General features: G+C 61.2%; 19 protein-coding genes. 6 read left to right on the top strand and 13 right to left on the bottom strand.

The features are described 5' to 3' along the window. The first annotated feature begins 47 nt into the window (after positions 1–47). Together JOE32_RS09310 and JOE32_RS09305 are read left to right on the top strand one after the other, a co-directional pair. Positions 48–1448 (top strand): aspartate aminotransferase family protein, encoded by a 1401-nt coding sequence (locus tag JOE32_RS09310; RefSeq protein WP_209983387.1) that lies wholly within the window; start codon positions 48–50, stop codon positions 1446–1448. An 82-nt stretch (positions 1449–1530) separates the two neighbouring features. Further along, the gene (locus JOE32_RS09305) at positions 1531–1752 is read left to right on the top strand and encodes an MbtH family protein (RefSeq protein ID WP_057008136.1); all 222 of its coding nucleotides are present in this window, start codon (positions 1531–1533) and stop codon (positions 1750–1752) included. 105 nt (positions 1753–1857) lie between these two features. Here the strand turns inward: JOE32_RS09305 and JOE32_RS09300 are convergent, their stop codons facing one another. From JOE32_RS09300 to minC, 6 genes are all read right to left on the bottom strand, one after another. Next, positions 1858–4029 (bottom strand): mechanosensitive ion channel domain-containing protein, encoded by a 2172-nt coding sequence (locus JOE32_RS09300; RefSeq protein ID WP_209983385.1) that lies wholly within the window; start codon positions 4027–4029, stop codon positions 1858–1860. 144 nt (positions 4030–4173) lie between these two features. Beyond that, complete coding sequence (locus JOE32_RS09295) at positions 4174–5463, bottom strand: M18 family aminopeptidase (protein ID WP_209983383.1); 1290 nt, start codon at positions 5461–5463, stop codon at positions 4174–4176. 107 nt (positions 5464–5570) lie between these two features. After that, a complete protein-coding gene (locus JOE32_RS09290) occupies positions 5571–6206 on the bottom strand; it encodes an RluA family pseudouridine synthase (RefSeq protein ID WP_209983381.1) in 636 nt (211 codons plus the stop codon). A gap of 96 nt (positions 6207–6302) precedes the next feature. Next, complete coding sequence (minE, locus tag JOE32_RS09285; protein ID WP_003175252.1) at positions 6303–6557, bottom strand: cell division topological specificity factor MinE; 255 nt, start codon at positions 6555–6557, stop codon at positions 6303–6305. A gap of 3 nt (positions 6558–6560) precedes the next feature. Beyond that, entirely contained in the window at positions 6561–7373 is an 813-nt protein-coding gene (gene minD / locus JOE32_RS09280; RefSeq protein WP_057008132.1) for a septum site-determining protein MinD, read from the bottom strand. A 199-nt stretch (positions 7374–7572) separates the two neighbouring features. Beyond that, positions 7573–8310: a septum site-determining protein MinC gene (minC, locus tag JOE32_RS09275; RefSeq protein ID WP_209983379.1), complete on the bottom strand. Its 738-nt coding sequence runs from the start codon at positions 8308–8310 to the stop codon at positions 7573–7575. Positions 8311–8428: 118 nt separating this feature from the next. On the opposite strand from minC, the gene JOE32_RS09270 reads away from it, so the two are divergent. Further along, positions 8429–9364, top strand: a complete 936-nt coding sequence (locus JOE32_RS09270; RefSeq protein WP_209983377.1) for a lipid A biosynthesis lauroyl acyltransferase — start codon at positions 8429–8431, stop codon at positions 9362–9364. A 30-nt stretch (positions 9365–9394) separates the two neighbouring features. Next, positions 9395–10531 carry a patatin-like phospholipase family protein gene (locus JOE32_RS09265; RefSeq protein WP_209983375.1) on the top strand — a complete coding sequence of 379 codons (1137 nt, stop codon included), beginning with the start codon at positions 9395–9397 and terminating at the stop codon, positions 10529–10531. Here the strand turns inward: JOE32_RS09265 and JOE32_RS09260 are convergent. The 6 genes from JOE32_RS09260 to puuE form a co-directional block, all read right to left on the bottom strand. Next, positions 10528–11313, bottom strand: a complete 786-nt coding sequence (locus JOE32_RS09260) for an outer membrane protein OmpK (protein WP_209983373.1) — start codon at positions 11311–11313, stop codon at positions 10528–10530. The two genes, JOE32_RS09265 and JOE32_RS09260, sit on opposite strands and share 4 nt — an antisense overlap. A 290-nt stretch (positions 11314–11603) precedes the next feature. Next, positions 11604–12887 carry a urate hydroxylase PuuD gene (locus JOE32_RS09255; RefSeq protein ID WP_209983372.1) on the bottom strand — a complete coding sequence of 428 codons (1284 nt, stop codon included), beginning with the start codon at positions 12885–12887 and terminating at the stop codon, positions 11604–11606. Between the two features lie 51 nt (positions 12888–12938). Further along, on the bottom strand, positions 12939–13442 hold the full coding sequence (locus JOE32_RS09250) for an ureidoglycolate lyase (RefSeq protein ID WP_209983370.1): 504 nt from the start codon (positions 13440–13442) through the stop codon (positions 12939–12941). 119 nt (positions 13443–13561) lie between these two features. Then, complete coding sequence (gene alc, locus JOE32_RS09245; protein ID WP_209983368.1) at positions 13562–14557, bottom strand: allantoicase; 996 nt, start codon at positions 14555–14557, stop codon at positions 13562–13564. 40 nt (positions 14558–14597) lie between these two features. After that, positions 14598–15113 carry a 2-oxo-4-hydroxy-4-carboxy-5-ureidoimidazoline decarboxylase gene (uraD, locus tag JOE32_RS09240; protein ID WP_209983366.1) on the bottom strand — a complete coding sequence of 172 codons (516 nt, stop codon included), beginning with the start codon at positions 15111–15113 and terminating at the stop codon, positions 14598–14600. After that, positions 15110–16036, bottom strand: coding sequence for an allantoinase PuuE (gene puuE / locus JOE32_RS09235; RefSeq protein WP_209983364.1), 927 nt, complete (start codon positions 16034–16036; stop codon positions 15110–15112). The genes uraD and puuE overlap by 4 nt, the downstream gene beginning before the upstream one ends. 426 nt (positions 16037–16462) lie before the next feature. Between puuE and uraH the strand changes: the two genes are divergently transcribed. Both uraH and JOE32_RS09225 read left to right on the top strand, forming a co-directional pair. Beyond that, on the top strand, positions 16463–16816 hold the full coding sequence (gene uraH, locus JOE32_RS09230) for a hydroxyisourate hydrolase (protein WP_209983362.1): 354 nt from the start codon (positions 16463–16465) through the stop codon (positions 16814–16816). A gap of 140 nt (positions 16817–16956) precedes the next feature. Next, a complete protein-coding gene (locus JOE32_RS09225; RefSeq protein ID WP_209983361.1) occupies positions 16957–22158 on the top strand; it encodes a DUF6543 domain-containing protein in 5202 nt (1733 codons plus the stop codon). On the opposite strand, the gene JOE32_RS09220 is transcribed toward JOE32_RS09225, so the two are convergent. Next, the gene (locus JOE32_RS09220; RefSeq protein WP_209983358.1) at positions 22136–22774 is read right to left on the bottom strand and encodes a LysE family translocator; all 639 of its coding nucleotides are present in this window, start codon (positions 22772–22774) and stop codon (positions 22136–22138) included. The two genes, JOE32_RS09225 and JOE32_RS09220, sit on opposite strands and share 23 nt — an antisense overlap. Positions 22775–22802: the final 28 nt, after the last annotated feature.

Genomic DNA, 22802 nt, shown 5'->3' with positions numbered 1-22802 from the left:
GCGTCTCCAACTCAAGCAACCAAACAGCGTATTGAGGGATTCGAAAGATGTCAGTCGCTACCAGCCGTATCGAAACCACCCCGGCGCACCCCGCCGAAACGCTCTACCAGTTCGACGAAACCCCACTCCTGGCCCGCCAGCGCCAACAGGAATCCAACGCGCGCAGTTACCCCCGGCGCATTCCTCTGGCGCTCAAGCGGGCCAAGGGTATCTACGTGGAAGACGTTGAGGGCCGCAGCTTCATCGATTGCCTGGCCGGCGCCGGCACGCTGGCGTTGGGGCATAACCACCCGGTGGTGATCGAGGCGATCCAGCAGGTGCTGGCCGATGAGTTGCCATTGCACACCCTGGACCTCACCACGCCGGTCAAGGATCAGTTCGTGCAGGACCTGTTCGGGCTGCTGCCGGCCGAGCTGGCGCGGGAAGCGAAAATCCAGTTCTGCGGCCCCACCGGCACTGATGCGGTGGAAGCGGCGTTGAAGCTGGTGCGCACCGCCACCGGGCGCAGCACGGTGCTGTCGTTCCAGGGCGGTTACCACGGCATGAGCCAGGGTGCGCTGAGCCTGATGGGCAGCCTGGGGCCGAAAAAACCCTTGGGTGCGTTGCTCGGCAATGGCGTGCAATTTCTGCCTTATCCCTATGACTACCGTTGCCCGTTCGGCCTGGGTGGCGCGGAGGGTGTGCGGGTCAACCTGCATTACCTGGAGAATTTGCTCAACGATCCCGAAGCCGGGGTGCTGCTGCCGGCGGCGGTGATTGTCGAAGTGGTGCAGGGCGAAGGCGGTGTGATCCCGGCCGATCTCGACTGGCTGCGTGGCTTGCGCCGCATCACCCAGCAGGCAGGGGTTGCGTTGATTGTCGATGAAATCCAGAGCGGTTTTGGCCGCACCGGCAAGATGTTCGCCTTTGAACACGCAGGCATCATCCCGGACGTGGTGGTGCTGTCCAAGGCCATCGGCGGCAGCCTGCCGCTGGCGGTGGTGGTGTATCGCGACTGGCTCGACACCTGGCTGCCGGGCGCCCATGCCGGTACGTTTCGCGGTAATCAGATGGCCATGGCGGCGGGGTCGGCGGTGATGCGCTACCTCAAGGAACACGACCTGCCGGCCCACGCGACGGCGATGGGCGAGCGCCTCGGCGAGCACTTGCGCATCCTGCAGCGCGATTACCCGCACCTGGGCGATATTCGCGGCCGCGGGCTGATGCTGGGGGTGGAGCTGGTCGACCCACTTGGTGCGCCCGATAGCCAGGGCCATCCGCCGGTGCATCGCGAGTTGGCGCCGCTGGTGCAGCGCGAATGCCTCAAGCGTGGGCTGATCCTGGAACTGGGCGGGCGCCATGGCAGCGTGGTGCGCTTTCTGCCGCCGCTGGTGATTACCGCTGCCGAGGTCGACCGCGTTGCCGACCTCTTCGGCCGCGCCCTGGCAGCGGCCGTCGCCGGCCTCTAATTTTTTCCACGGCCGGTACGTTTCTACAGATATCAGCGCTGCGCGTGGTGCGCAGCCAGCCTTTGAGCGATGGAGAACAGCAATGACCTCAGTATTTGACCGCGACGACATCCTGTTTCAGGTAGTGGTCAACCACGAAGAACAGTATTCCATCTGGCCTGACTACAAAGCCGTGCCGGAAGGCTGGCGCACTGTGGGCAAGAGCGGTTTCAAGAAGGAGTGCCTGGCTTACATCGAAGAAACCTGGACCGACATGCGCCCGTTGAGCCTGCGCCAGAAGATGGATGGCGCCGCGTTGGCCTAGGCACCACAGATCAAAATGTGGGAGGGGGCTTGCTCCCGATAGCGATGGGTCAGCAATGCATACAGCGGCTGACACTCAGCCATCAGGAGCGAGCCCCACCAACCTTTAATTCGTGCTGCCTTGCGACTTGTCTTTTTCCAATCCCGCCGTCACCACCTGCACACTCAAGCGCGGCGTCGCCAGATCCATTCCGGCCTCGTCCAGCTGCCGCTTGAGCGCCAGGTTGAACGCTCGCGACACCTCCCATTGTTTGATCGGCGCGGTCTTGAACCGCGCGCGCAGGATCGCGCTGCCCGACTCGAAACTCTCCACCCCCTGAATCTCCAGCGGCGACCAGATATTGCGCCGTTGCAGCGGGTCGTTGCGCATCTTCTGGCCGACGTCGCGCATCAGCTTGATCGCGTCGTCGATTTCCATGTTGTAGGGGATCGCCACACGGAAGATCGCGTAGCCGAACTCCCGCGAGTAGTTCTTGATGCTTTTGATTTCGCTGAACGGGATGGTGTGCACGATACCGTCGATGTCGCGCAGGCGCACGGTGCGGATGGTCAGGCCCTCGACGGTACCGAGATGGCCGCCGACGTCCACGTAGTCATCGATGGCCAGGGAGTCTTCGATGATGATGAACAAGCCGGTGATCAGGTCTGCCACCAGCGACTGCGCGCCAAAACCGATGGCCAGGCCGATCACACCGGCACCGGCCAGCAGTGGCGTGACGTTCATGCCCATGTTCGCCAGGGCGACGATGGCAGCGATGATGAAGATGGTCACGAACAGCACGTTGCGGATCAACGGCATCATGGTCTGCGCACGTGCATTGGCCAGGCCCTTGCGCGAGCGGGTCAGGGCGTGATGGATCGCGGTGTCGCTGAGGATCCAGATCAGCCAGGCAAACAGCAGCGTGCCGCCCAGGCCGAACAGCTTGACGCTGATTTCATGGCCGTCGCCTTCGGTAAAGCGAATCAGCGACAGGCCCCATACCCGCAGGCCCAGTTCGATGAACACCAGCCACACCGCGAGGTGGGCCAGGGTGTAGACGAAGTTTTTCAGGCGCTCGGAGTACAGCGCATGGCGCTTGTGCCCGCGCATCGGCTTGAGGGCGTGGCGGCGCACCAGACCGTTGATGACCATGCACAACACCAGCAACACCGTGCACAGCAGCGATTGGCGCAGGGCGGTGCTGGTGTCGCCGGCAGACAGGAACGTGGCGAACAGCGAGATGCCCACCAGCAGCAGTGCCGGGAGATACCAGAACGAGCCGATGATCGACAGGGTGTCGCTGATGGCGCGGCGATTAAGGCGGCGCGACAGCGGCTGGTTACGGATCAGGTGCGCAATCGGCCGGCGAAAGCGCAGGATAAACACGCCGGTGGACAGCGCGGCCATCACATTCGCCACAGTCGCGGCGGTATGGGCCAGGTGCTGTCCGAGGGCCTGCATCATGCGTGGGTCGCTCAAGGCTTCGCCGAACGCAGCGAAACTGCCGATCAGCCACAACGGGCGGAAGGCCTGGTGGCGCAGGATGTACAGCGCGCGATGGCGATGCGGGCCATCGAGCAGGGAAAAGGCAATCACGCAGATCGCCGAGAAACAGGTGCCCACCACCAACGCATAGGCCAGCACCATCGCCAGGGATTTACCCAGCGACGAGGGCAGCGCGTAGCTCAGGTACACGGTGATCACCAGTGCGATCAGCCACGGGCCGAGCTTGCGCAGGGCGAAGCGCAGCATGTCCCAGGTGCGCGGGTGTTGCGGCAGTTCCTCGGGCAGGCCAAAGCGCTCGCGCAGGCGGTGGCTCAGCCAGATCAGCGCGGCAGCCAACAGGCTCCACAGCGCAAGGATCAAGGCGAAACCAAAGATGATCGGCAGCCATTCAGTGGCCGGCAGCATCAGGGCGCTCAATTCGTCCCTGGCCTGGTCGACTTCACTGGACCAGCGTCCCAGCGGGCTGTCAGCCCCGGAAAACTGTGATTCGAGGCCCGTCAACGTACTGCCGATCAACCCCAGCACGCCTTGCTCGGCCGCCGGCTGGGCCTTTTGCGTGGCGGCACGCAGTTTCTTCAGATCGCTCAGCAGTTGAGTGCGCTGCTGGTCGTTTTCGAGGGTCTTGATCACCTCGTCCAGCGACTGGCCCAGCGGCACTTCTGCCTGGGGTTGGGTCTTGGTACCGCTGCCCAGCAGGCCGGGCAGGCCCACGGCCTGCGCAGGTGAGAGCGGCAGCAGAGTGAGCAGGGCGATCAACAGGTAACAGGGCAGGGCAAACAGACGGGAAAGCACGAGGCGGTCAACCTTGAAAACGACGAGTGGCCCGAGTGTACGATTGCACGCGGCATTCGGCCAGTTTGGCGAAAGTCTTGTGCACGACAGTGCAGGTCAGGTGCACACAGAATCTCTGAGGGAGGGGGCAAGCCCCCTTCCACATCAGGGCAGGTCGCGACTGCTGTAGAACGCGCCGAGTACCTTCACCAGATGCGCCAGGTCATGGCTGCCGCACAGCTCGCGGATCGAATGCATGGCGAATGTCGGCAGGCCGATGTCTACGGTGCGCACGCCCAGGTGACTGGCAGTGATCGGGCCGATGGTCGAGCCGCAGCCCATGTCGCTGCGCACCACGAAGCTCTGCACCGGCACTTCCTGGGCCATGCACAGGTGGCGGAAGAAGCCTGCGGTTTCGCTGTTGGTGGCATAGCGCTGGTTGCTGTTGACTTTGATCACCGGGCCGGCATTGAGCTTGGGGCCGTGGTTGGCGTCGTGCTTTTCCGCATAGTTGGGGTGCACGCCGTGGGCGTTGTCCGCCGACACCAGCAGTGATTTCTGGAGGGTGCGCACGAACGCTTCGCCTTCGGGCAACAGGCGGCGCAGGGTCTGCTCGAGCATCGGGCCATCGGCACCGCAGGCCGAGCAGGAGCCGACTTCTTCGTGGTCGTTGCACACCAGCACGCAGGTTTCGTCGCTGTCGCTGGTGAGCAGGGCCTGCAAGCCGGCGTAGCACGACAGCAGGTTGTCCAGGCGCGCGCCGGCGATGAAGTCGCCGTGCAGGCCAATCACGGCCGCGCTTTGGGTGTCGTAGAAACTCAGCTCGTAGTCAAGCACCACATCGGCGTTCAAGCCGTGTTCGCGGGCCAGTTGATCGGTGAGCACGGCGCGAAAGTCCACACGCTCGTCACCGGCAAACTGCGCGAGGATCGGCGGCAATTCGGTCTGGGCATTGATCGCCCAGCCCTGGTTGGCTTCACGGTTCAGGTGAATGGCCAGGTTGGGAATGATGGCAATCGGCAGCTTGAAGTCGATCAATTGGCTCTCGACCTTGCCGTCGCGGCGGAAGGTCACGCGGCCGGCCAGCGACAGGTCGCGGTCGAACCACGGTGCCAACAGTGCGCCGCCGTAGACTTCCACGCCCAACTGCCAGAAACCCTGGCGTTGCAACTCGGGCTGAGGCTTGACGCGCAGGCACGGGCTGTCGGTGTGGGCGCCGACCATGCGGATGCCGTCCTGCAGCGGCGACTGACGGCCGAGCTTGAAGGCGATGATCGAGGAGTCGTTACGGGTGACGTAGTAGCGACCGTTGGCCTCGGTGGCCCAGGTGTCGCGCTCGTCGAGACGCTGATAGCCGGCCGCTTCCAGACGCTGGGCGAGGGCGGCAGTGGCATGAAAGGGAGTAGGGGAGGCCTTGAGAAAGTCGATCAGGCCTTGATTCAACGCTTCGCGCATAAATAGCTCCAGACAGCAGTGCGCGGAGTTTACCGTCCGATTGTCAGAAGTGCACAGTACAAATGTGGGAGCAAGCCCCCTCCCACATTTTTAATGCATTGGCAGCTTTAGAACGGGGCGGGGCACTCGAAGCGCAGCCGCTCGCCGCTCTGCGGATGCGTAAAGCTCAACATGCTCGCGTGCAGGCACAGGCGCGGCCATGCGGCCAGGGCCTGTTCATGGGCGTACAGGCCATCGCCCAGCAACGGATGGCCAATCGAGAGCATGTGCACGCGCAACTGGTGCGAGCGCCCGGTGATGGGTGTCAGCTCCACGCGGCACCAGTCGCCGCAACGTTCCAGCACCTTCCAGAAGGTCAGCGCGTGCTTGCCGAATTCGTGGTCCACCACGTGGCGCGGCTTGGTCGGCGGGTCATAGCGCAGGGGCAGGTCGATGCTGCCGCTGTCCAGTGCCGGCTGGCCCCAGGCCAGGGCGGTGTAGGCTTTTTCTGTTTCGCGGTCGTGAAACTGGCGAGACAGTTCGCGATGGGAATCCGCGTCCCGCGCCAGCAGGATGATCCCCGAGGTTTCCCAGTCCAGGCGATGCACAATGCGCGCTTCGGGGTAGCCGTTTTCCTGCAGGCGGGTGATCAGGCAGTCTTTGTTGTCGTCGGCCCGACCGGGCACCGAGAGCAGCAGGGTAGGTTTGTTGACCACCAGGACGGCGGCATCCTGATGCAGGATATGGATGTTGGACAGCGGCATTAAACAGCCTCGTAACAAACGCCAACGGCGGCTCGACCACCCGGTTCCCCTACAGGGATCAAGGTGACCGAGCCGCCGCAGCGGCCGCCTGTTCGATCAACGATCAGGCAGGGTGATATTGAGTTCCAGAATCGAGCAACTGCCGTCGTTTTCCAGGGCGACATGCACGTCATCGTTGCCGATATTGACGTACTTGCGGATCACTTCAACCAGTTCCTTCTGCAAGGCCGGCAGGTAATCCGGGGTGCTGCGTTGGCCGCGTTCGTGCGCCACGATGATCTGTAGACGCTCTTTCGCGACCGACGCGGTACTTGGCTTTTTGTTGGCGCGAAAGAAGTCGAGAAATTTCATTGTTCAATTGCCTCCAAAGATACGCTCGAAGAATCCCTTCTTCTTGACGTCGAGGAAGCGATGGTCAACGGTCTTGCCCAACAGGCGGTCAACCGCATCGCTGTAGGCCTGGCCGGCGTCGCTCTGGTCATCGAGAATCACCGGCACGCCCTGGTTGGACGCCTTCAGCACCGCCTGGGATTCGGGGATCACACCCAGCAGCGTCACCGCGAGGATGTCCTTGACGTCTTCCACGCCGAGCATTTCGCCATTGCTGACGCGCTCAGGGTTGTAGCGGGTGAGCAGCAGGTGTTCCTTGATCGGCTCTTCGCCTTTCTCGGCGCGCTGGGACTTGCTGGCCAGCAGGCCGAGCATGCGGTCCGAGTCACGTACCGACGACACTTCCGGGTTGGTGACCACGATGGCTTCATCGGCGAAGTACATCGCCAGGTGAGCACCGGTTTCGATACCGGCCGGGGAGTCGCACACCACGTATTCGAAGGTTTCCTTCAGTTCGGCGAGGACTTTGCCTACGCCTTCCTTGGTCAGCGCGTCCTTGTCACGGGTCTGGCTGGCGGCCAGCACGTACAGGTTCTCAAGACGCTTGTCCTTGATCAGGGCCTGTTGCAGGTTGGCTTCGCCGTTTACCACGTTGACGAAGTCATACACCACGCGGCGCTCGCAACCCATGATCAGGTCGAGGTTACGCAAACCGACGTCGAAGTCGACGATGACTGTCTTGTGGCCGCGCAGTGCGAGGCCGGTACCGATAGCGGCGCTGGTGGTGGTCTTACCCACACCACCCTTGCCGGATGTAACCACGAGAATCTTGGCCAAGGTGTTTCACCCCTAAGGAAAAAGGACTTTTCAGCCCCTGAAAAACATCTCTTGAAACTCGCTGCAGGCGGACAGCCTGTGTAGGAAAAAGACTCGGTTTCCACGGGGGACGCCAACTTTCAGTTATTCCTACGCAAGTATTGCCGGTTTCGCTTTGCTATCAGAGTCTAGAGATGCTTGGAAAATGCGGCAGTATCCGTTAAAGACGGGTGATGTTCAACACATCGCCCGACAGGCTGACCTGTACCCCGGCCCCCCACAGCGGGTCGCGGCGTAAATCTTCGGCAACCTTGTACTGACCCGCGATGGATACCAGCTCAGCGGTCAACTGCTGGCAGAAAATACGGGCCCTGGTATCACCCTTGATGCCGGCGAGCGCACGGCCGCGCATCGGACCGTATACATGGATGTTGCCATCGGCGAGAAGTTCCGCGCCGGGACTGACCGAGGAGACTACAACAAGGTCGCCGCCCTGGGCGTAAATCTGCTGCCCGCCGCGTACGGGGGTGGTGATGATCTTTGTAGGCTTGATCAGCGGTTCCGCCGGTTTTTCCGGTTTTTTCTTCACCTCGCCTTCGCCTGGATCCAGCGGACGCTCGCGTGCGCCGGACGGTGGCAGTACTGGCAATTCAATTGCGATGGCCGCGGCAATGTCTTCGATCCGGCTGGCGCGAATCGCCAGGGTGCGCAGACCGTGGGAGCGGCAGACGCGCATCAGGCCGGGCAGGTCGACAGCGCCCTGACCGGCGGGCAGTTTGTCCAGGGCCAGTACCAGCGGGGCATTGTTGAAGAAGTTCGGCGCGAGGACGACCTTGGCGGCGAGCTGGCGGTCCAGGGCGTCGAGGTCGTTGCGGGCCAGTTCCAGCACGGTGATGGCGAGCATGCTGCCTTTCAGCTGGAACACGGGATCTTGGTCTAGCGGTTCGGTTTGGCTCATGGTCGGCAAAAGCGGCTTGTCACGAAAAGTGTCGAGACTTATAACGAGAACATCCACTGGCCGCAAGCCGAGTCGAACCGTTGTAGAATGCGCGGCCCTGTCTTTACCGGAATCTGTAATGGATCGCCCGCGTTTTCGAGCTGTATTTTTTCACCCGCGTTTTTGGCTGCTATGGCTGGGGCTCGGCCTGCTGTGGCTGGTCACCCAATTGCCGTACCGGGCGCTGTTGACCATTGGTCGCCTGCTGGGTGCGGGCATGTACCGCGTGGCCGGCGAGCGTCGCCGCATTGCCGCGCGCAACCTCGAGCTGTGCTTCCCGCAGAAGTCCGCCCGGGAGCGCAAGCGTCTGCTCAAGGAAAATTTCGCCTCCACCGGCATCGCCTTTTTCGAAATGGCCATGAGCTGGTGGTGGTCGCGCCAGCGCCTGGCGCGTCTGGCTCACGTCGAAGGGCTTGAACACCTCAAGCAGGCGCAACTGGACGGCAAGGGTGTCATCCTCATGGCCCTGCACTTCACCACCCTGGAAATCGGCGCGGCCCTGCTCGGCCAGAAACACACCATCGACGGTATGTACCGCGAGCACGGCAACCCGCTGTTCGACTATATCCAGCGCCGTGGCCGCGAGCGGCACAACCTCGACTCGCTGGCGGTGGAGCGTGAAGACGTGCGCGGCATGCTCAAGCTGCTGCGCGCCGGGCGCGCCATCTGGTACGCGCCGGACCAGGACTATGGCGCCAAGCAGAGCGTTTTCGTGCCGCTGTTCGGCATCCAGGCCGCCACCGTCACCGCCACCAGCAAGTTCGCCAAACTCGGTAAGGCGCTGGTGGTGCCGTTCACCCAGGAGCGTCTGGCCGACGGCAGCGGCTATCGTCTGGTGATCCACGCACCATTGACCGACTTCCCCGGCGAGAGCGATGAAGTCGACGGCCTGCGCATCAATCAGTGGGTCGAGGCTGCTGTGAGTGAATGTCCCGAGCAATATTTGTGGACCCACCGCCGCTTCAAGAGCCGGCCACCGGGCGAGCCCAAACTGTACGAAAAACGCCGTCGATAACCGCCATTTTTCCCCACATGGAGTGATGCAATGCGTTCAGCCGAACCGGTCACAGGCTTGATTCTTTCCGGCGGCGGGGCGCGAGCGGCCTATCAGGTGGGGGTACTGGCGGCGATTGCCGAACTGTTGCCGCCCGGTGCGCCCAATCCGTTTCCGGTAATCGTCGGCACCTCGGCCGGGGCAATCAATGCGGTGAGCCTGGCCAGTGGCGCGATGGATTTTCGCGCGGCGATCCAACGGCTTATGGCGTTCTGGCAGGGTTTTGGCAGCCATCAGGTGGTGCGCAGCGACTGGCCCGGGGTGATGCGCCAGGCCAGTCGGTTTTTCATCCACAGCCTGCTCGGCCTTGGCCGGCAATGTCCGGTGGCGTTGCTCGACAGTTCGCCCCTGCGCGACCTGTTGCAGGACAAACTGCACTTGCCGGGCATCGATGAGGCGATCCGCAACAAGCACCTGCATGCGGTTGCGGTCACAGCCTTTGGCTATGAGTCCGGGCAAGCGGTGACCTTCTATCAGGGCGGCGGCACCATTGAGGCGTGGTTGCGCCACCGGCGCATCGGCGTCCCCACGCAACTGACCGTCGAACACCTGCTGGCAAGCTCCGCGATCCCCTTGCTGTTCGCTCCGGTAAAACTCGACCAGGAATACTTCGGCGACGGCGCGGTGCGCCAATCCGCCCCGATCAGTCCGGCCCTGCACCTGGGCGCCAGCCGGGTACTGGTGGTGGGCGTCAGCGGCAATCTACGCAGTCATGAACCGTCGATGCCGCGCAGTTTTACCGGCCAGCAGCCGACCCTGGCGCAGATCGGCGGGCATATGCTCAACAGCACGTTCATCGACAGCCTGGAGAGCGATATCGAGTTGCTGGAGCGCTTGAACCAGTTCAGTCATGCCGCGCCCGGCGTTGCGGCAGTGGAGGTGCTGGTGATCGCGCCCAGCCAGCCGATCGATGAAATTGCCGCGCGGCATCGCCAGGAATTGCCGGCGGCGCTGCGGGTGTTTCTGAAGGGGCCGGGGGCGACGAAGACGAGCGGGGCGGGGGTGTTGAGTTACTTGCTGTTCGAAGCGGGTTATTGCAGCGAGTTGATTGAGTTGGGCAGGCGTGATGCGTTGGCCAAGCGCGAGGAAATCACCCGATTCCTCGGCCTGCCCGCAATCAACGTTTAGAAGTGGTATTTGACCAAAAAGCTCGCCGTGTCCTGGGTGGTCTTGAACGCGCCGGAGTCTTCGATGCCGTACTTGTTCTTCCAGTAGTCGTACTCAAAGCCGACATACAGTTGTTTCTCGCCCCACTGCAGCGCCTTGCCCAGGTCGTATTTTACCTGCGGGTTAAAGTGCAGGTTGGCGTGGTAAGTGCCGCGGGCGTTACGGTCGTTGTCCACCACCCAGTCGATGAAACCATCAATCAGGATGTTCGAGTTGCCCACCGGCAGGGTGTAGGCCCACACCGGCGTGATCTGCCAGACACCGTCACCCGGGCGATTGCCTTCGGTCTGGCGCTGGTAGAAGTTCAGCTGGAAATAGTCGAAGCCGGGGACGTTCAAATCAAAGGCCGGGCCGAGCAGGTAGGACTCGTTATCGCCTTCGCCGAACTCGTAGGTGAAGGCCAGCAACACGTCCTTGATCGGGCCGAGCGACAGGTCCTTGTCCAGAATCTTGCCGAATGACAGGCGCGGGCTGAACTCGCCGTAGTAGGTATTCGGGCCGACGTTGCCGTCTTCCTTGCCGTTGTAGAAGATGCGGTCGAGGAAGAAGAAGTTGTCGCCGTACTTCCAGGCGTCGGCATGTTCGAAGGTCACGGTTTGCTGGATCTGTGGGTTGACCGTAAAGTTTTTGCCCCACAGGTAGGTCAGGCTGTTGTTCTGCCACTGCAGCAAATCATCGGCCATGGCCTGGCCGCCGGCCAGCAGGGATCCTGCCAGCATCAGGCCTTTGAACATAGATTTCATTCGGTGCTCCCGAGTTTAAGGTGGTGTGTTTCTTCTAGTGGCGCTCTGGTGTGGCGCCTTTGGGTTTGCTGCAAAAATCGTCTGATCGGTCAGCTTTGATACTGATAGCAAGAGCCGCGCCAAGGCAGGCAGTGGCAATCAATTCGAGCGGGCGCGGAGAATACTGACTCGCGCACCCTGGCTCAAGTGCGCCGTTGCGGCGCACGGGTTGGGTAGCGCGCATCATGAGCGAACAAACACTCTTCCCTGTGCGAGCAGCCCGCTCCCACCATTGGATCTGCGTCAGCCTGTCAGTTGATGTGCGCGCCCTGGCTGATCCAGGTGCCGATCAAATCCCGCTCCTGCTGGGTCATCTGGGTGATGTTGCCCAGCGGCATGATCGGGCTGGCGATGGCCTGTGCCTGGATGCGTGCGGCCTGCTGCTGGATCTGCGCCGGGGTGTCGAACATCACCCCGGCTGGCGCAGTGCTGAACAACGGGCTGGTGGGCCTGGCCGAATGGCACACGGTGCAGCGTTGTTCGATCACGCTGTGCACCTGGCCGAAATCGATGGCAGCCTGGGCCGGTGTCGGTTCGGCAGGTGGTGCGGCGGGCGCGGCGGGTTTCAAGCCACCGCCCAGCGCGGTTTCCGGCAACGGCTGGTACTCGATGGCAGCCGGCAACTTGGCCACGTCCACCGCCGGCTTGGGCCCGGTCACGTACGCCAGGCAAATCATCGCCAGGGCACCCACCGGTAAGGTCCATGCGTACTTCTGGCTGTTGTGCCGAGTGTTGAAGTAATGCCTCACCAACACGGCCGCCACCGCAATCCCTGCCAGGATCAGCCAGTTGTACTGGCTGCCGTAGGTGCTCGGGAAGTGGTTGCTGATCATGATGAACAGCACCGGCAAGGTGAAGTAGTTGTTGTGGCGCGAGCGCAGCAAGCCCTTGGCCGGCAGCGCCGGGTCGGGTGTGCGGTGTTCGGCAATGGCCGCCACCAGTGCGCGCTGGGCGGGCATGATGATGCGGAACACGTTGCCCACCATGATCGTGCCGATCACCGCACCCACGTGCAGGTAGGCGCCACGGCCACTGAAGACCTTGCTGAAGCCGTAGGCCGCTGCAATCAACAGCACGAACAGGATCAGGCCGAGCAGGGCGGGGCGCTTGCCCAGGGCCGAGTCGCAGAGAAACGAGTAGATGAACCAGCCGGCAAACAGCGAGCCGATGCCCAGCAACACGCCTTCGGTGCCGCTGAGGCTGCTGCCCGGCGCCAGCAGGTACAAGGTCGGGTTCCAGTAGAACACCACGCACAGCAACGCAACGCCCGACATCCAGGTGAAATAGGCTTCCCATTTGAACCAGTGCAGGTTGTCCGGCATGGTCGGCGGGGCCAGTTTGTATTTTTCCAGGTGATAGATGCCGCCACCGTGGATCGCCCACAAGTCGCCGGCCAGGCCGTCCCTGGGGTTGACGCGGTTGAGGTTGTTTTCCAGCCAGACAAAGTAGAAAGAAGCGCCGATCCAGGCGACGCCGGTGATCATGTGAACCCAGCGCACGCTGAGGTTCAGCCATTCCAACAGATGTGCTTCCACAGTCTTTACCTCTCGCCTGTCACCCTTGTTGTCGGGTGATCCGGCCTTCTCTTATTGGTGGGGGGCGAGGATCAACCGCTCATCCTCTTGAAAAAAATGCTCATCGCAGTTATTGCCGGTGCCACTGCGATCAACCACCAGGAAGTCATCCCGCTTTTCGATCGTCAGCACCGGGTGGTGCCAGACGCCGCGATGGTAATTGATGCCCTGCCTGCCGTTGGTGACGAAGGCGCGGACCAAGCCCGATACAGGTGCATCGCCAAGTGGCGCGACCACGATCAGAAAGGGGTTGCCGAGCAGCGGAATGAAGGCCTGGCTGCCCAGCGGGTGTCGCTCCAGCATGCACACGGTCATGGGCATGTCCTGCGCGTCGGCGCGGAAGATGCTGATGATTGCGTGGTCTTCAGGCTGGGCGGTTTCTACCGTTGCCAGCTTGTGAAAGCGCATGGTCGACCCGTTGTTGATCATGAAGTGATCGCTGCCGTCGGTTTCGATAACGTCACCGAAAGGGGCGAAGGCTTCTTTGGTCAGGGGTTCGATCATCAGTGTGCGCATGGCTGTCTCTTATCCGAATGCTGTGTTGTTTGGTCTGACGCCTTCGCGAGCAAGCCCGCTTCCACAGGGGAAAGCATTTCAAATGTGGGAGCGGGCTTGCTCGCGAATGGTTTCAACGCTTACTTCGCTACCTTGCCGAGAACCCGCAGGCGACTCACCCCACCATCCGGGAACACATTCAAGCGAATGTGGGTAATCGGCCCCAATGCCTTGATCTGCTCGGCAAACGTATGCTCGGCGTGCATTTCCAGCTTCTGTGCCGGCAGCAGTTCGCGCCAGAACAACGACTGGGTTTCGATCTGGCTGTCGGTGCCGCCCTTCACGAAAGCAGCCTGGATCGAGCAAGTGTCAGGGTAGTTGCCTTTGAAGTGCAGGGTGTCGACGATGATTTTCTCGACCTCGCCAGCATGCCCCAGGGCAACGATCACCCAGTCATTGCCGGGCGTGCGACGACGCGCGGTTTCCCAGCCATCGCCCATGTTGACGCCACGGCCAGGGTTGAGGATGTTGCTCATGCGTCCGAAGTGTTCATCGGAACAGGCCAGCGCACGACCGCCATTCAAGGCCGCGGCCAGGTCGAGTTGTTCGTTGTCGCCCACCGCCGACCAGTCGCGGAACGGCACGCCGTACACCCGCAGGCGGGCCACGCCGCCATCCGGGTAAATATTGAAGCGCAGGTGGCTGAACGCCTGGTCGTTGTTGATTTCATGGAAGTGATGGCTGTTGCCCTGTAGCTCGACAGCCGACAGGATCTCAACCCATTGGGTGTTGTCATCCGGCTCGCCGCTTGCGAGGAAGCACGCTTCGAGGGACGCCGACGGTGGGTAGTTGCCGGTGAAGAATGAGGTGTCGATGTCCACGCCCTTGATCGAACCGGGCACGCCCAGCTGAATCACCGCGCTGTCGTAGCCTTCGAAGCGCTTGCGGCGCGACTCCCAGCCGTCCATCCACTTGCCGTTGTCATCGAACACGCCCTCCTTCCACACGGCCGGGGTAGGTTGGAACAGGCGATTGGCGTCGGCGAACCAGTCATCGGTCACCGAAAGAATCCGGGTGCCCAGGCGGGCGTCGGCGAGGTTGACGAACTTCTCGAAAGGTACGGCGTGAGCTTTCATTCTTCTTGTCTGCCTTGAGTTGAGTGGCTGGGGCGGGTCTTCAAAGGGTGAGTAAACGGAACAACGCGATTTTGTTGATCTCGTCCAGTGCGCATTTGAATTCGGTGTCCGCCGAATGATGAATGCGCGTTTCGAACGCAGCGAGGATCTGGTGCCGGTTGCTGCCTTTTACCGCCATGATGAAGGGAAACTTGAATTTGGTCTTGTAGGCTTGGTTCAGCTCGGTGAAGCGGGAAAACTCTTCGGCCGTGCACTGGTGAATACCGGCGCCAGCCTGTTCGTTCGTGCTGGCTTCGGTCAGTTGGCCCTGCACGGCGGCTTTGCCGGCCAGGTCCGGGTGCGCGTTGATCAGGGCCAACTGGCTGGCATGATCGGCGCTGAGCAGGATATCGCTCATGCGCTGGTGCAGGGTTTCAATCTGGTCGATGGACGCATCCTGGCCCAGGTCGAAGGCCTTTTCGGCCACCCAGGGCGAGTGCTCATAGATATCGGCAAACGCGGCGACGAACGCCTCGCGGCTCAGGCTCGAGGGTTTCAGCGTGTTGAAGGCGGTCATTTCGCAACTCCCGTGTACGGGTGGGTGGCGTGCCAGTGTCGCGCGATATCGACGCGACGGGTAAACCACACCTGTTCATGGCCTTTGACGTATTCGATAAACCGCTGCAACGCGGCCAGGCGTGCCGGGCGGCCGATGAGGCGGCAGTGCAGGCCGATGGAGAGCATTTTCGGTGCCTCGGCGCCTTCGGCGTAGAGCACATCGAAGGCGTCCTTGAGGTACTCAAAAAAGTCATCGCCCTTGTTGAAACCCTGCACCTGGGTAAAGCGCATGTCGTTGGTGTCGAGGGTGTAGGGAATCACCAGGTGCGGCTTACCGGTGGGGGTGTTCGGTTCCCAGTAGGGCAGGTCATCGTCGTAGGTGTCGCAGTCGTACAGGAAACCGCCTTCTTCCATCACCAGCCGCCGGGTGTTGGGGCCGGTGCGGCCGGTGTACCAGCCCAGCGGGCGTTCACCGGTCAGCTCGGTAAGGATGCGGATCGCTTCGCGCAGGTGTTCGCGCTCCTGGGCCTCGTCCATGTACTGGTAGTCAATCCATCGGTAGCCGTGGCTGCAGATTTCGTGGCCGGCGTCGACCATCGCACGGATCACGTCCGGGTGGCGCTGGGCGGCCATGGCCACCGCGAAGATGGTCAGCGGGATATCGAACTGCTTGAACAACTTGAGGATGCGCCACACGCCGGCACGGCTGCCGTATTCGTACAGCGACTCCATGCTCATGTTGCGCGCGCCCTGCAGCGGCTGGGCCGAGACCATTTCCGAAAGGAAGGCTTCGGACTCTTTGTCGCCATGCAGGATATTGCGCTCGCCACCTTCCTCGTAGTTGAGCACGAACGACAGCGCGATACGTGCCTCGCCCGGCCAGTGGGGGTGAGGAGGGTTACTGCCGTAACCGATCAGGTCGCGTGGGTAGTCAGCGCTCACTGCAGTCTTCCTTCTTGTGCGTGGTAGCAGGTGTGTGGCGGCAAGGCCTTGAAAATACTGGGTGGCGTCACAGCAATGCGTGATTGTATACAACTTTTCGTGGAATTTGTAAGCCTGCATTTCTGCATTTTTTCCTGATTCAATCACTGCAAGAAACTTGCCCAACTGGTCAGTTAATCCACAGAAAAGCTACTGCAGGAGCGACGTTGCTCGCGAAGATCTGAAGGGCAGCCCTTTCCTGCTCCAACAGCACATCATCGTTGACGTTTTTTGCGAGCAAGCTCGCTCCTACAGTGAACTGGGCTCCTGTTGAAATTATTGTGTACAGTTTTTTATAAAAATGTCTTAATCGGCTATTGCCGACTTTTTGCTGCCCTGAAAAAGTGCGGCCTCTTCTTCTACTGACCTCGGGAGGCGCGTAACGCCATGGGACGTTTGACCACGCACGTTTTGGACGCCGCACACGGCTGCCCCGGCAGCCATATCCAGATAGAGCTGTACCGCGTCGAGGGTGCCCAATTGGAACTGGTGTACACCGCCATGACCAACAGCGACGGCCGTTGCGACGCGCCGCTGCTGCAGGGCGAAGACTACCGCAGCGGTGTGTACCAATTGCAGTTCAGTGCCGGCGATTACTACCGCGCACGGGGTGTGCCGTTGCCCGAGCCGGCTTTTCTGGATGTGGTGGTGCTGCGTTTTGGTATCAGTGCCGAACAGGAGCACTACCATGTGCCATTGTTGATCTCGCCTTACAGCTACTCCACCTATCGCGGTAGCTGAGCGTTACCTCGCTTCACACCACAAAGTCCTTCGTTGGTTTTTTGCCCGCCCACACTGCGGGCTTTTTTACGCTCAATTATGCAGTGCCTTGAGAGCACCCGCGATGCCTAGGCTTTTCCTCATTTAGAGATGGAAAAACCATGACCTCGTCCCAAACCATTCGCGACCAACTGACACTGCGGATCAACGCCGCTACCCACCCCAGCCGCCTGATCAACCAGATCGGCCTTGCCGACCGGCGCAGCGCCGAGTCGACGCGGGCGCTGACACGCCTGACATGGCGTTCGCCCAGAGTGCTGCAGGTCATTCGCGCCGAGTTGCGCGAAGAGTTCGATATCGACCCCGACAGCCTGTTGTTCACCGAACTCCCGCCATCCACGTCCAGCTGTACCGTCGAGAGCCTGACCGATAAAGCGCTGTTGCTGTTGGTTCGGCCTGCCGTTGAGGCCAACGTTAATCGCTTCACTGTCCTGAGTGTCAAGGGGGAGCCGAACCGTGGGTTGCCCTACACACCGCTGGACGTGTTGCGCCGGGTTATCGCGATGAGGCTTTTCGAACGGCTGGATCGGGCTGCAACTGACTATTGGCTTGGCCTTGCAGACGGTTCCTGGCTGACCCGGCGCGAGCACTGGGTTCAATTGCAAAGGGCACTCTTCGCTGATCGAGCCTTTATGGCGCGACAACTGGATGAGCTGTCGAGTGCGGGAATGGCCATGGTTCAGGCCCTGATCGACGCCCCCACCGCCGAGGCACGCCAGCACGCCGGCGCAGCATGGGCGCGTGTAAAGGTGGGCCAGTTGGTGTGGCCGGGCAATGAGTCGGCAGCACTTCCCGGCGCCTTGCATATCTTTGTTGAAGGCGACGCCAGTCCTGTGCTCCATGTGATTTACCTGCCGGGTGTGACGCGCAACTTCCATGAGTATTCGTCCCTTGACAGTTTGCAACGTGGCTTGCTGGCGTTGGGGGAAGCCGTGTTCGACAACCTCTGGCAGTGCTTGCCGCTGGGTCGTCGCAATGAATTGTGCGCGCCCGATAACCTGTCCCGCACATGCGGTTTTGTTGGCGGTATTGAGCTGTTGGGCGACGCCTTGACGTGGAGTGCCGAGTCGCTGCTGGACGGGCAGTGGAGCAACGAACTGGCCTGTGCTGTGCAGATCAATCATGCGTACGTGTTTTCTACCCAAACGCCCGCGCGGCGGTTGAGCGCCGTGCCTTTTCTCACTTATGTCGAGCGTGCCCGCAAACAGTTGGTGGGCAGCGCCAGGCTTGGTGATCTTCGTGAGCCGCTGCTCAAGTGGGACCAGCAGCGAAGGGGCGCAGAAATAGCCTTCGCCAGTGCCGGTTCGAACTTGGCGCTTCACACCGCAGAGCAACAGCTCACGCGTTACGAAATGGGCCTGGTGGCGCTGCTGCAGCGGGATGACCCAAGTGTTGAGACAGCAGCTTATAAGGAAGTGTTGTCGCTGATGAGCCAGCTCAACGCCCATTACCAGGCGCTGACTGACTTGCTGCAGGGGGCGCAGCAAAGGTTACTGAAAGTGAGCTTCTGGACTGAACGTCCCGCCGGCAAGCAATCGTTGAGGCGTGCGTCGCTCTTCATGCAGGCCCAAACCGAGGCGCTGCGCTGCGAGGTTGAGCTGCAACATCGCCTCAAGCTGTTGAGCACTGCGCACAGGGACCTGGTGATCGAAGTGGTGGAGCAACCCTTGGCGAGCAAGCGCGAGGGCAGCGAAACCCAGGTGTTGTCGATTGCAGTGGGCATTGAGCCGGATGCGTTCTATGCGATCCATAACCTTTGGGTGGTCACCACAGCGTCAGCGCTGAGGAGGCCCGCTCGCCAACTGCCGGTCACGCTATGTGCGTTCGGCCGCAGTGGCGCGGTGAAAGCGTTTGCCGGCCTCGACGCATTGATCCACAGCCTCAAGGCCAGCCTGAACAGTCGTGACGACTCGGTGTTATGGCGCTATGTCGAGCGGAATAAACGCAAGGATTTGCGCGGCCATGTGGCGCGGGAAACACTGGCGGTGCGGCTGGTACCCATCGAGGGGAAGCCCGCGTTCCTCTCTCTGAAGAAACTGCTGGGCAGCTATGATCGCCTGCATAAAAGCGACGAAGACATCACGCGTATTTTCAGCGAAGTGACGGACGCCGCGGTCAGCCGTGAGTTGTTGATGGTTGAGCTGCAAGATCACCTGAAGATGCCCGTCAATAGCCTCCTCAATCAGGCGCAGACTACGATTGAATTGCTGCGCAAGGCCGCCGCCGAGGCGAAGAAAATGCCGGCCTGGCTGGCGAATGCGACACCTGTACAGCATAAAGGCTTCAGGCGCCTGCAACGGGTTTACCTGAGTGGCGTGCTTGCCTATCAACAACGAGTTGAACAACATTTGCCGGGCCTGGACACGTTTGCCCAGCGCGCCTTGACCACCCGCTTGCGCCAGGATGGCATCGCTGCGTCGTTGGATATTTATCAGCCCTTTATCGATATGCCCGATGACGTCACCGCGAGGTATTGCTCGAGCCCGTCGTTTTGTACGCGCGTCGGCCAGATGATCGTATATACCCCGACCACTGCGCGCACCACCTTCAGTCTGATGCAGTTGGCGCTGCACAACCTGGACCCGTTGGCGGCCTGGACCGATTGGCGATTCAGGTACGCCCGTTTTCTGCAGCCCGAATGGAAGCGTCAGATTAATTCCACTTACCTGATAAGTACGGTGTCGGCATTGGATATCGCCGGGCAGTATGACCGATTGCTCAACAGGGTGTTTTATCCGCCTGGGGACGCTCACGGCAAGCTCGGCGAAGGGCGTATTCCCCCGCTATTGAATCGCGCGTTGCAGGCGTGTTTTGCGCAGCAGCTTTTTTCGTCGGTTCAAGAGGGGCTGTCGGTGAATGACCAATGCCTATTCAATACCGCGATGGCGGCGCGTACGTCGCAGGACTTGTTGAAAAACCAGCATCAATTGCAATTGTATGTGGTCCATCTGGTGGGCCACACGATGCAACATGACCGTTACATCGCCGGGATTGTGGCGGTGCATGACAAGCGCTCCGGGCGCTGTCTGGTGTACTGGCCAAAGGCCCCTGAAGGCATGGTTCTGACGCTCTACAGCTGCTTGCAGCACGCCCATACGGAACTCAATTGCATCGGCGCATTGCCTGACAACGCCAGGGCACTGGCACGTCAGGTCGCCCCTTGTTGGGCATTTGAAGCCATCACGCATCACCCGATCAGAGCCGATGAGCGTGCCCAGGAATTCAACATGTTCGATAGGGTTACGTTTGCCATGGTCAACGGCGTTCGTCAGTCCAAGGACTTTATTCGCTCATTTGCCATCCGGCATCTTGAGCCTACGGCTGTGCCTGAGGAAATTGAACAACAGACGTTTGAGCAGATTGCCAGTGATCCCCAGAACTGGCTGGCCCTGGTCGCCACCTCCCACAGTAACGCTCAGGCATTGTTGTATCGTGCCAGCCTGCTTGCGCGGCAGCGTCAGACCCAGGCTGTCAGTCGCTCTGCAACAGAGCTGCAGTCCTATCGAATCCGGCGCATTGCCGAGCGGCGCAATGCGGCGCTACGCAATCTGGTCGCCTCCTCCAGCTCGGTGATCGGGTGGTTCATCGATGTTTACGAACTGTTGCTTGCCGCGCGTCACTATCATCGCTTCGGCGACTCCGACGATGCCATTGATGTGGGTTTCAGGACCGCACTTATTGCGACTGACCTGCTGCTGAGTTTTTTGCCAGGGCCCAGGCGAATCGGCGCTGTAAAGCCGCGCACGCTGCAGCCCGCGCTTAGGTCTGCCCTGGGGCAACTGAAACGCTGGCGTATGACCGCGCAGGCTGTATCCGCCCCGTCGCCCGTCACCCGACTCAATGCCCTGGAACGTTTCCAGCGCAAGGGTGTGCCTGAGGGCGCCGTAGCGTTGAAAGGCCTGAGTGAGCAAGGCGTGTTCGTAAAAAATGGCGAGCTGTTTGTGGCCGATGACTCATCCCATTACCCACTTTACCGGCGCGACAATGAACCGTTCTATCGCTTGAAAAACCAGCAGGCACCGGGGAAGGATGAACTGATCCTGAGCATCCATCGGCCCGGAGAGTGGCTGCTCGACGCGGACGCCCCACAGCCGGTGGCAGGCAGCAGTTCAGGGCGACTCAACCCGTGGCGTGCGCCTGCGCAGCCGCCGCCGGACTGGCAGTCGCCCACCTCGGCTACGCGCGTGGCCACACACACGGCCATTGTGCAGTCGTATGTGACGACTGATCACTGGACAGCGTGGTCCATTCCGTTTCAGCGCGACATGCAGTTGATTTCGTCGGACCCGGAGGTGTTTCAGATCACCCAGGGTTCCTCAGGCGCTCGCCATAAAATCATCCGGATGGCCCCGGCAAACGTCGGGCCTGCCGATCCTTCCAGCAGTTACTTCAGGTTGCTTTCGGAGGGCGATCAGGCCCCTCTTGATAACATCGTGTTTATCCGCAAGGACGACACACCGGGTTCATCGGCCAGGGCTGATATCGAGCGATGGACAAGCACAGCCCTTGATGAGCAGCCTCTGGCGGTGTCGCGTATTGCAACGGGCGGCTGGCTGGTCCACGCGCCCTTGTTCGACAGGTCTTTGCCGGATTATGTGGGTGCGGCTTTCCCCACCATGACGCATCAAAGCCGGGCGTTCGCAGCGGCAAGGATGATTGAGTTGAGCGATCCTGACAGCGCGGCCACGGCCAGCCACCTGCTCAATATTCGCGCGACGTTGGACCGCTGGTTGCCTGCGGCGCCCGCCAGGCCCGGTCAAACGGACGATTTGCTGAGAATGCTGCGCCCGACTAAAAGAAGCGGTGTCAATGTGAATATCGGGTTCGAGGGCACGTCGCCCGGCTTCATCCGTGTTGACTTCACGCCGCCTTTCTCGTTGAACCCCAGACTCAAATTCGTGGCCACTGCAGTCGGGGATGAGCGGTTTATTGCACAACATGCAGCGGTCAGGGCCGTGCTGGAAGCCCAGGGTTTCTCCGTGCTGGACCTGTCAGTGCGACGTCAAGGCGCGACGGCCGGATTGGGCAACCTTGAATCAATCGCGACGCATATCGATTCGGACAAGCTGTATTACTTGACCTATCGATGGATTGGGACCGGGCAACTTTCAGTGGGGAAGAAACTCACGGACGCCTGGATTAACCTGGCAATCAAGCAACACGACGCATCGTTGTTAATGGCAGCGGTCGATAACGCGATGCGAAGCGGTCGTCTGGGGCGAATTTTCGCTGGCATTCAGTGGCCCACCAAGGACTTGTCGCCTCCAAGCGTCTATTTCGTCAAAGTGGATTCCCTGCATTGATCAGCGACGCGGCGCCGGCGCCGCCGAACAGCCCGGCGCTGACCCGGTTGAACCAGCTCTGGCCATTGCCGCTGCGCAAGTATCGCGCCGCAGCATGGGCGCTCAGGCCGTAAGCGAGCTTGCACAGCAGGTCGAGCACCGTCCAGGTCGCGATCATGATCAGCAGTTGCGGCAGGAACGGCTGCTGGCCGCTGAGAAACTGCGGCAGGAAGGCGGCGAAAAACAGGATGTCCTTGGGGTTGCTGGCGCCCAGCACGAAGGCACGCCCAAACAGCGCACGAAAGCGCGGCACGGCTGGCGCCTGCGGCACGTTGGCTGCCTGGGCCGGCCGGCGCGACTGCTGCCAGCTTTGCCAGGCGAGGTAGAACAGGTACAGCGCGCCGACGATTTTCAGCGCGTTGAACAGGTGCTCCGAAGCCAGCAGCAACGCGCCCAGGCCCAGCGCCGAAGCGCTCAGCAGGCAGATTGACGCAAACACCCCGCCGAGAAATGCCGGGTACGAGCGACGCAGGCCGTAGTTGAGGCTGTTGCTGATCATCAGCAGCGACAGCGGGCCGGGAATCAGAATCACGATCAGTGCGGCGCCGCTGAACAGCAGCCAGGTTTCAAGCGTCATTTCATTGCTCCAGTGTTTGGCAACTGCA

Origin of the sequence: Pseudomonas sp. PvP025, from assembly GCF_017832155.1 — a bacterium.
In the GTDB taxonomy this organism is placed as follows: Bacteria; Pseudomonadota; Gammaproteobacteria; order Pseudomonadales; family Pseudomonadaceae; genus Aquipseudomonas.
The sequence above is the reverse complement of the archived record's forward strand: the minus strand, read 5'-3'. Positions and strand labels throughout refer to the sequence as shown.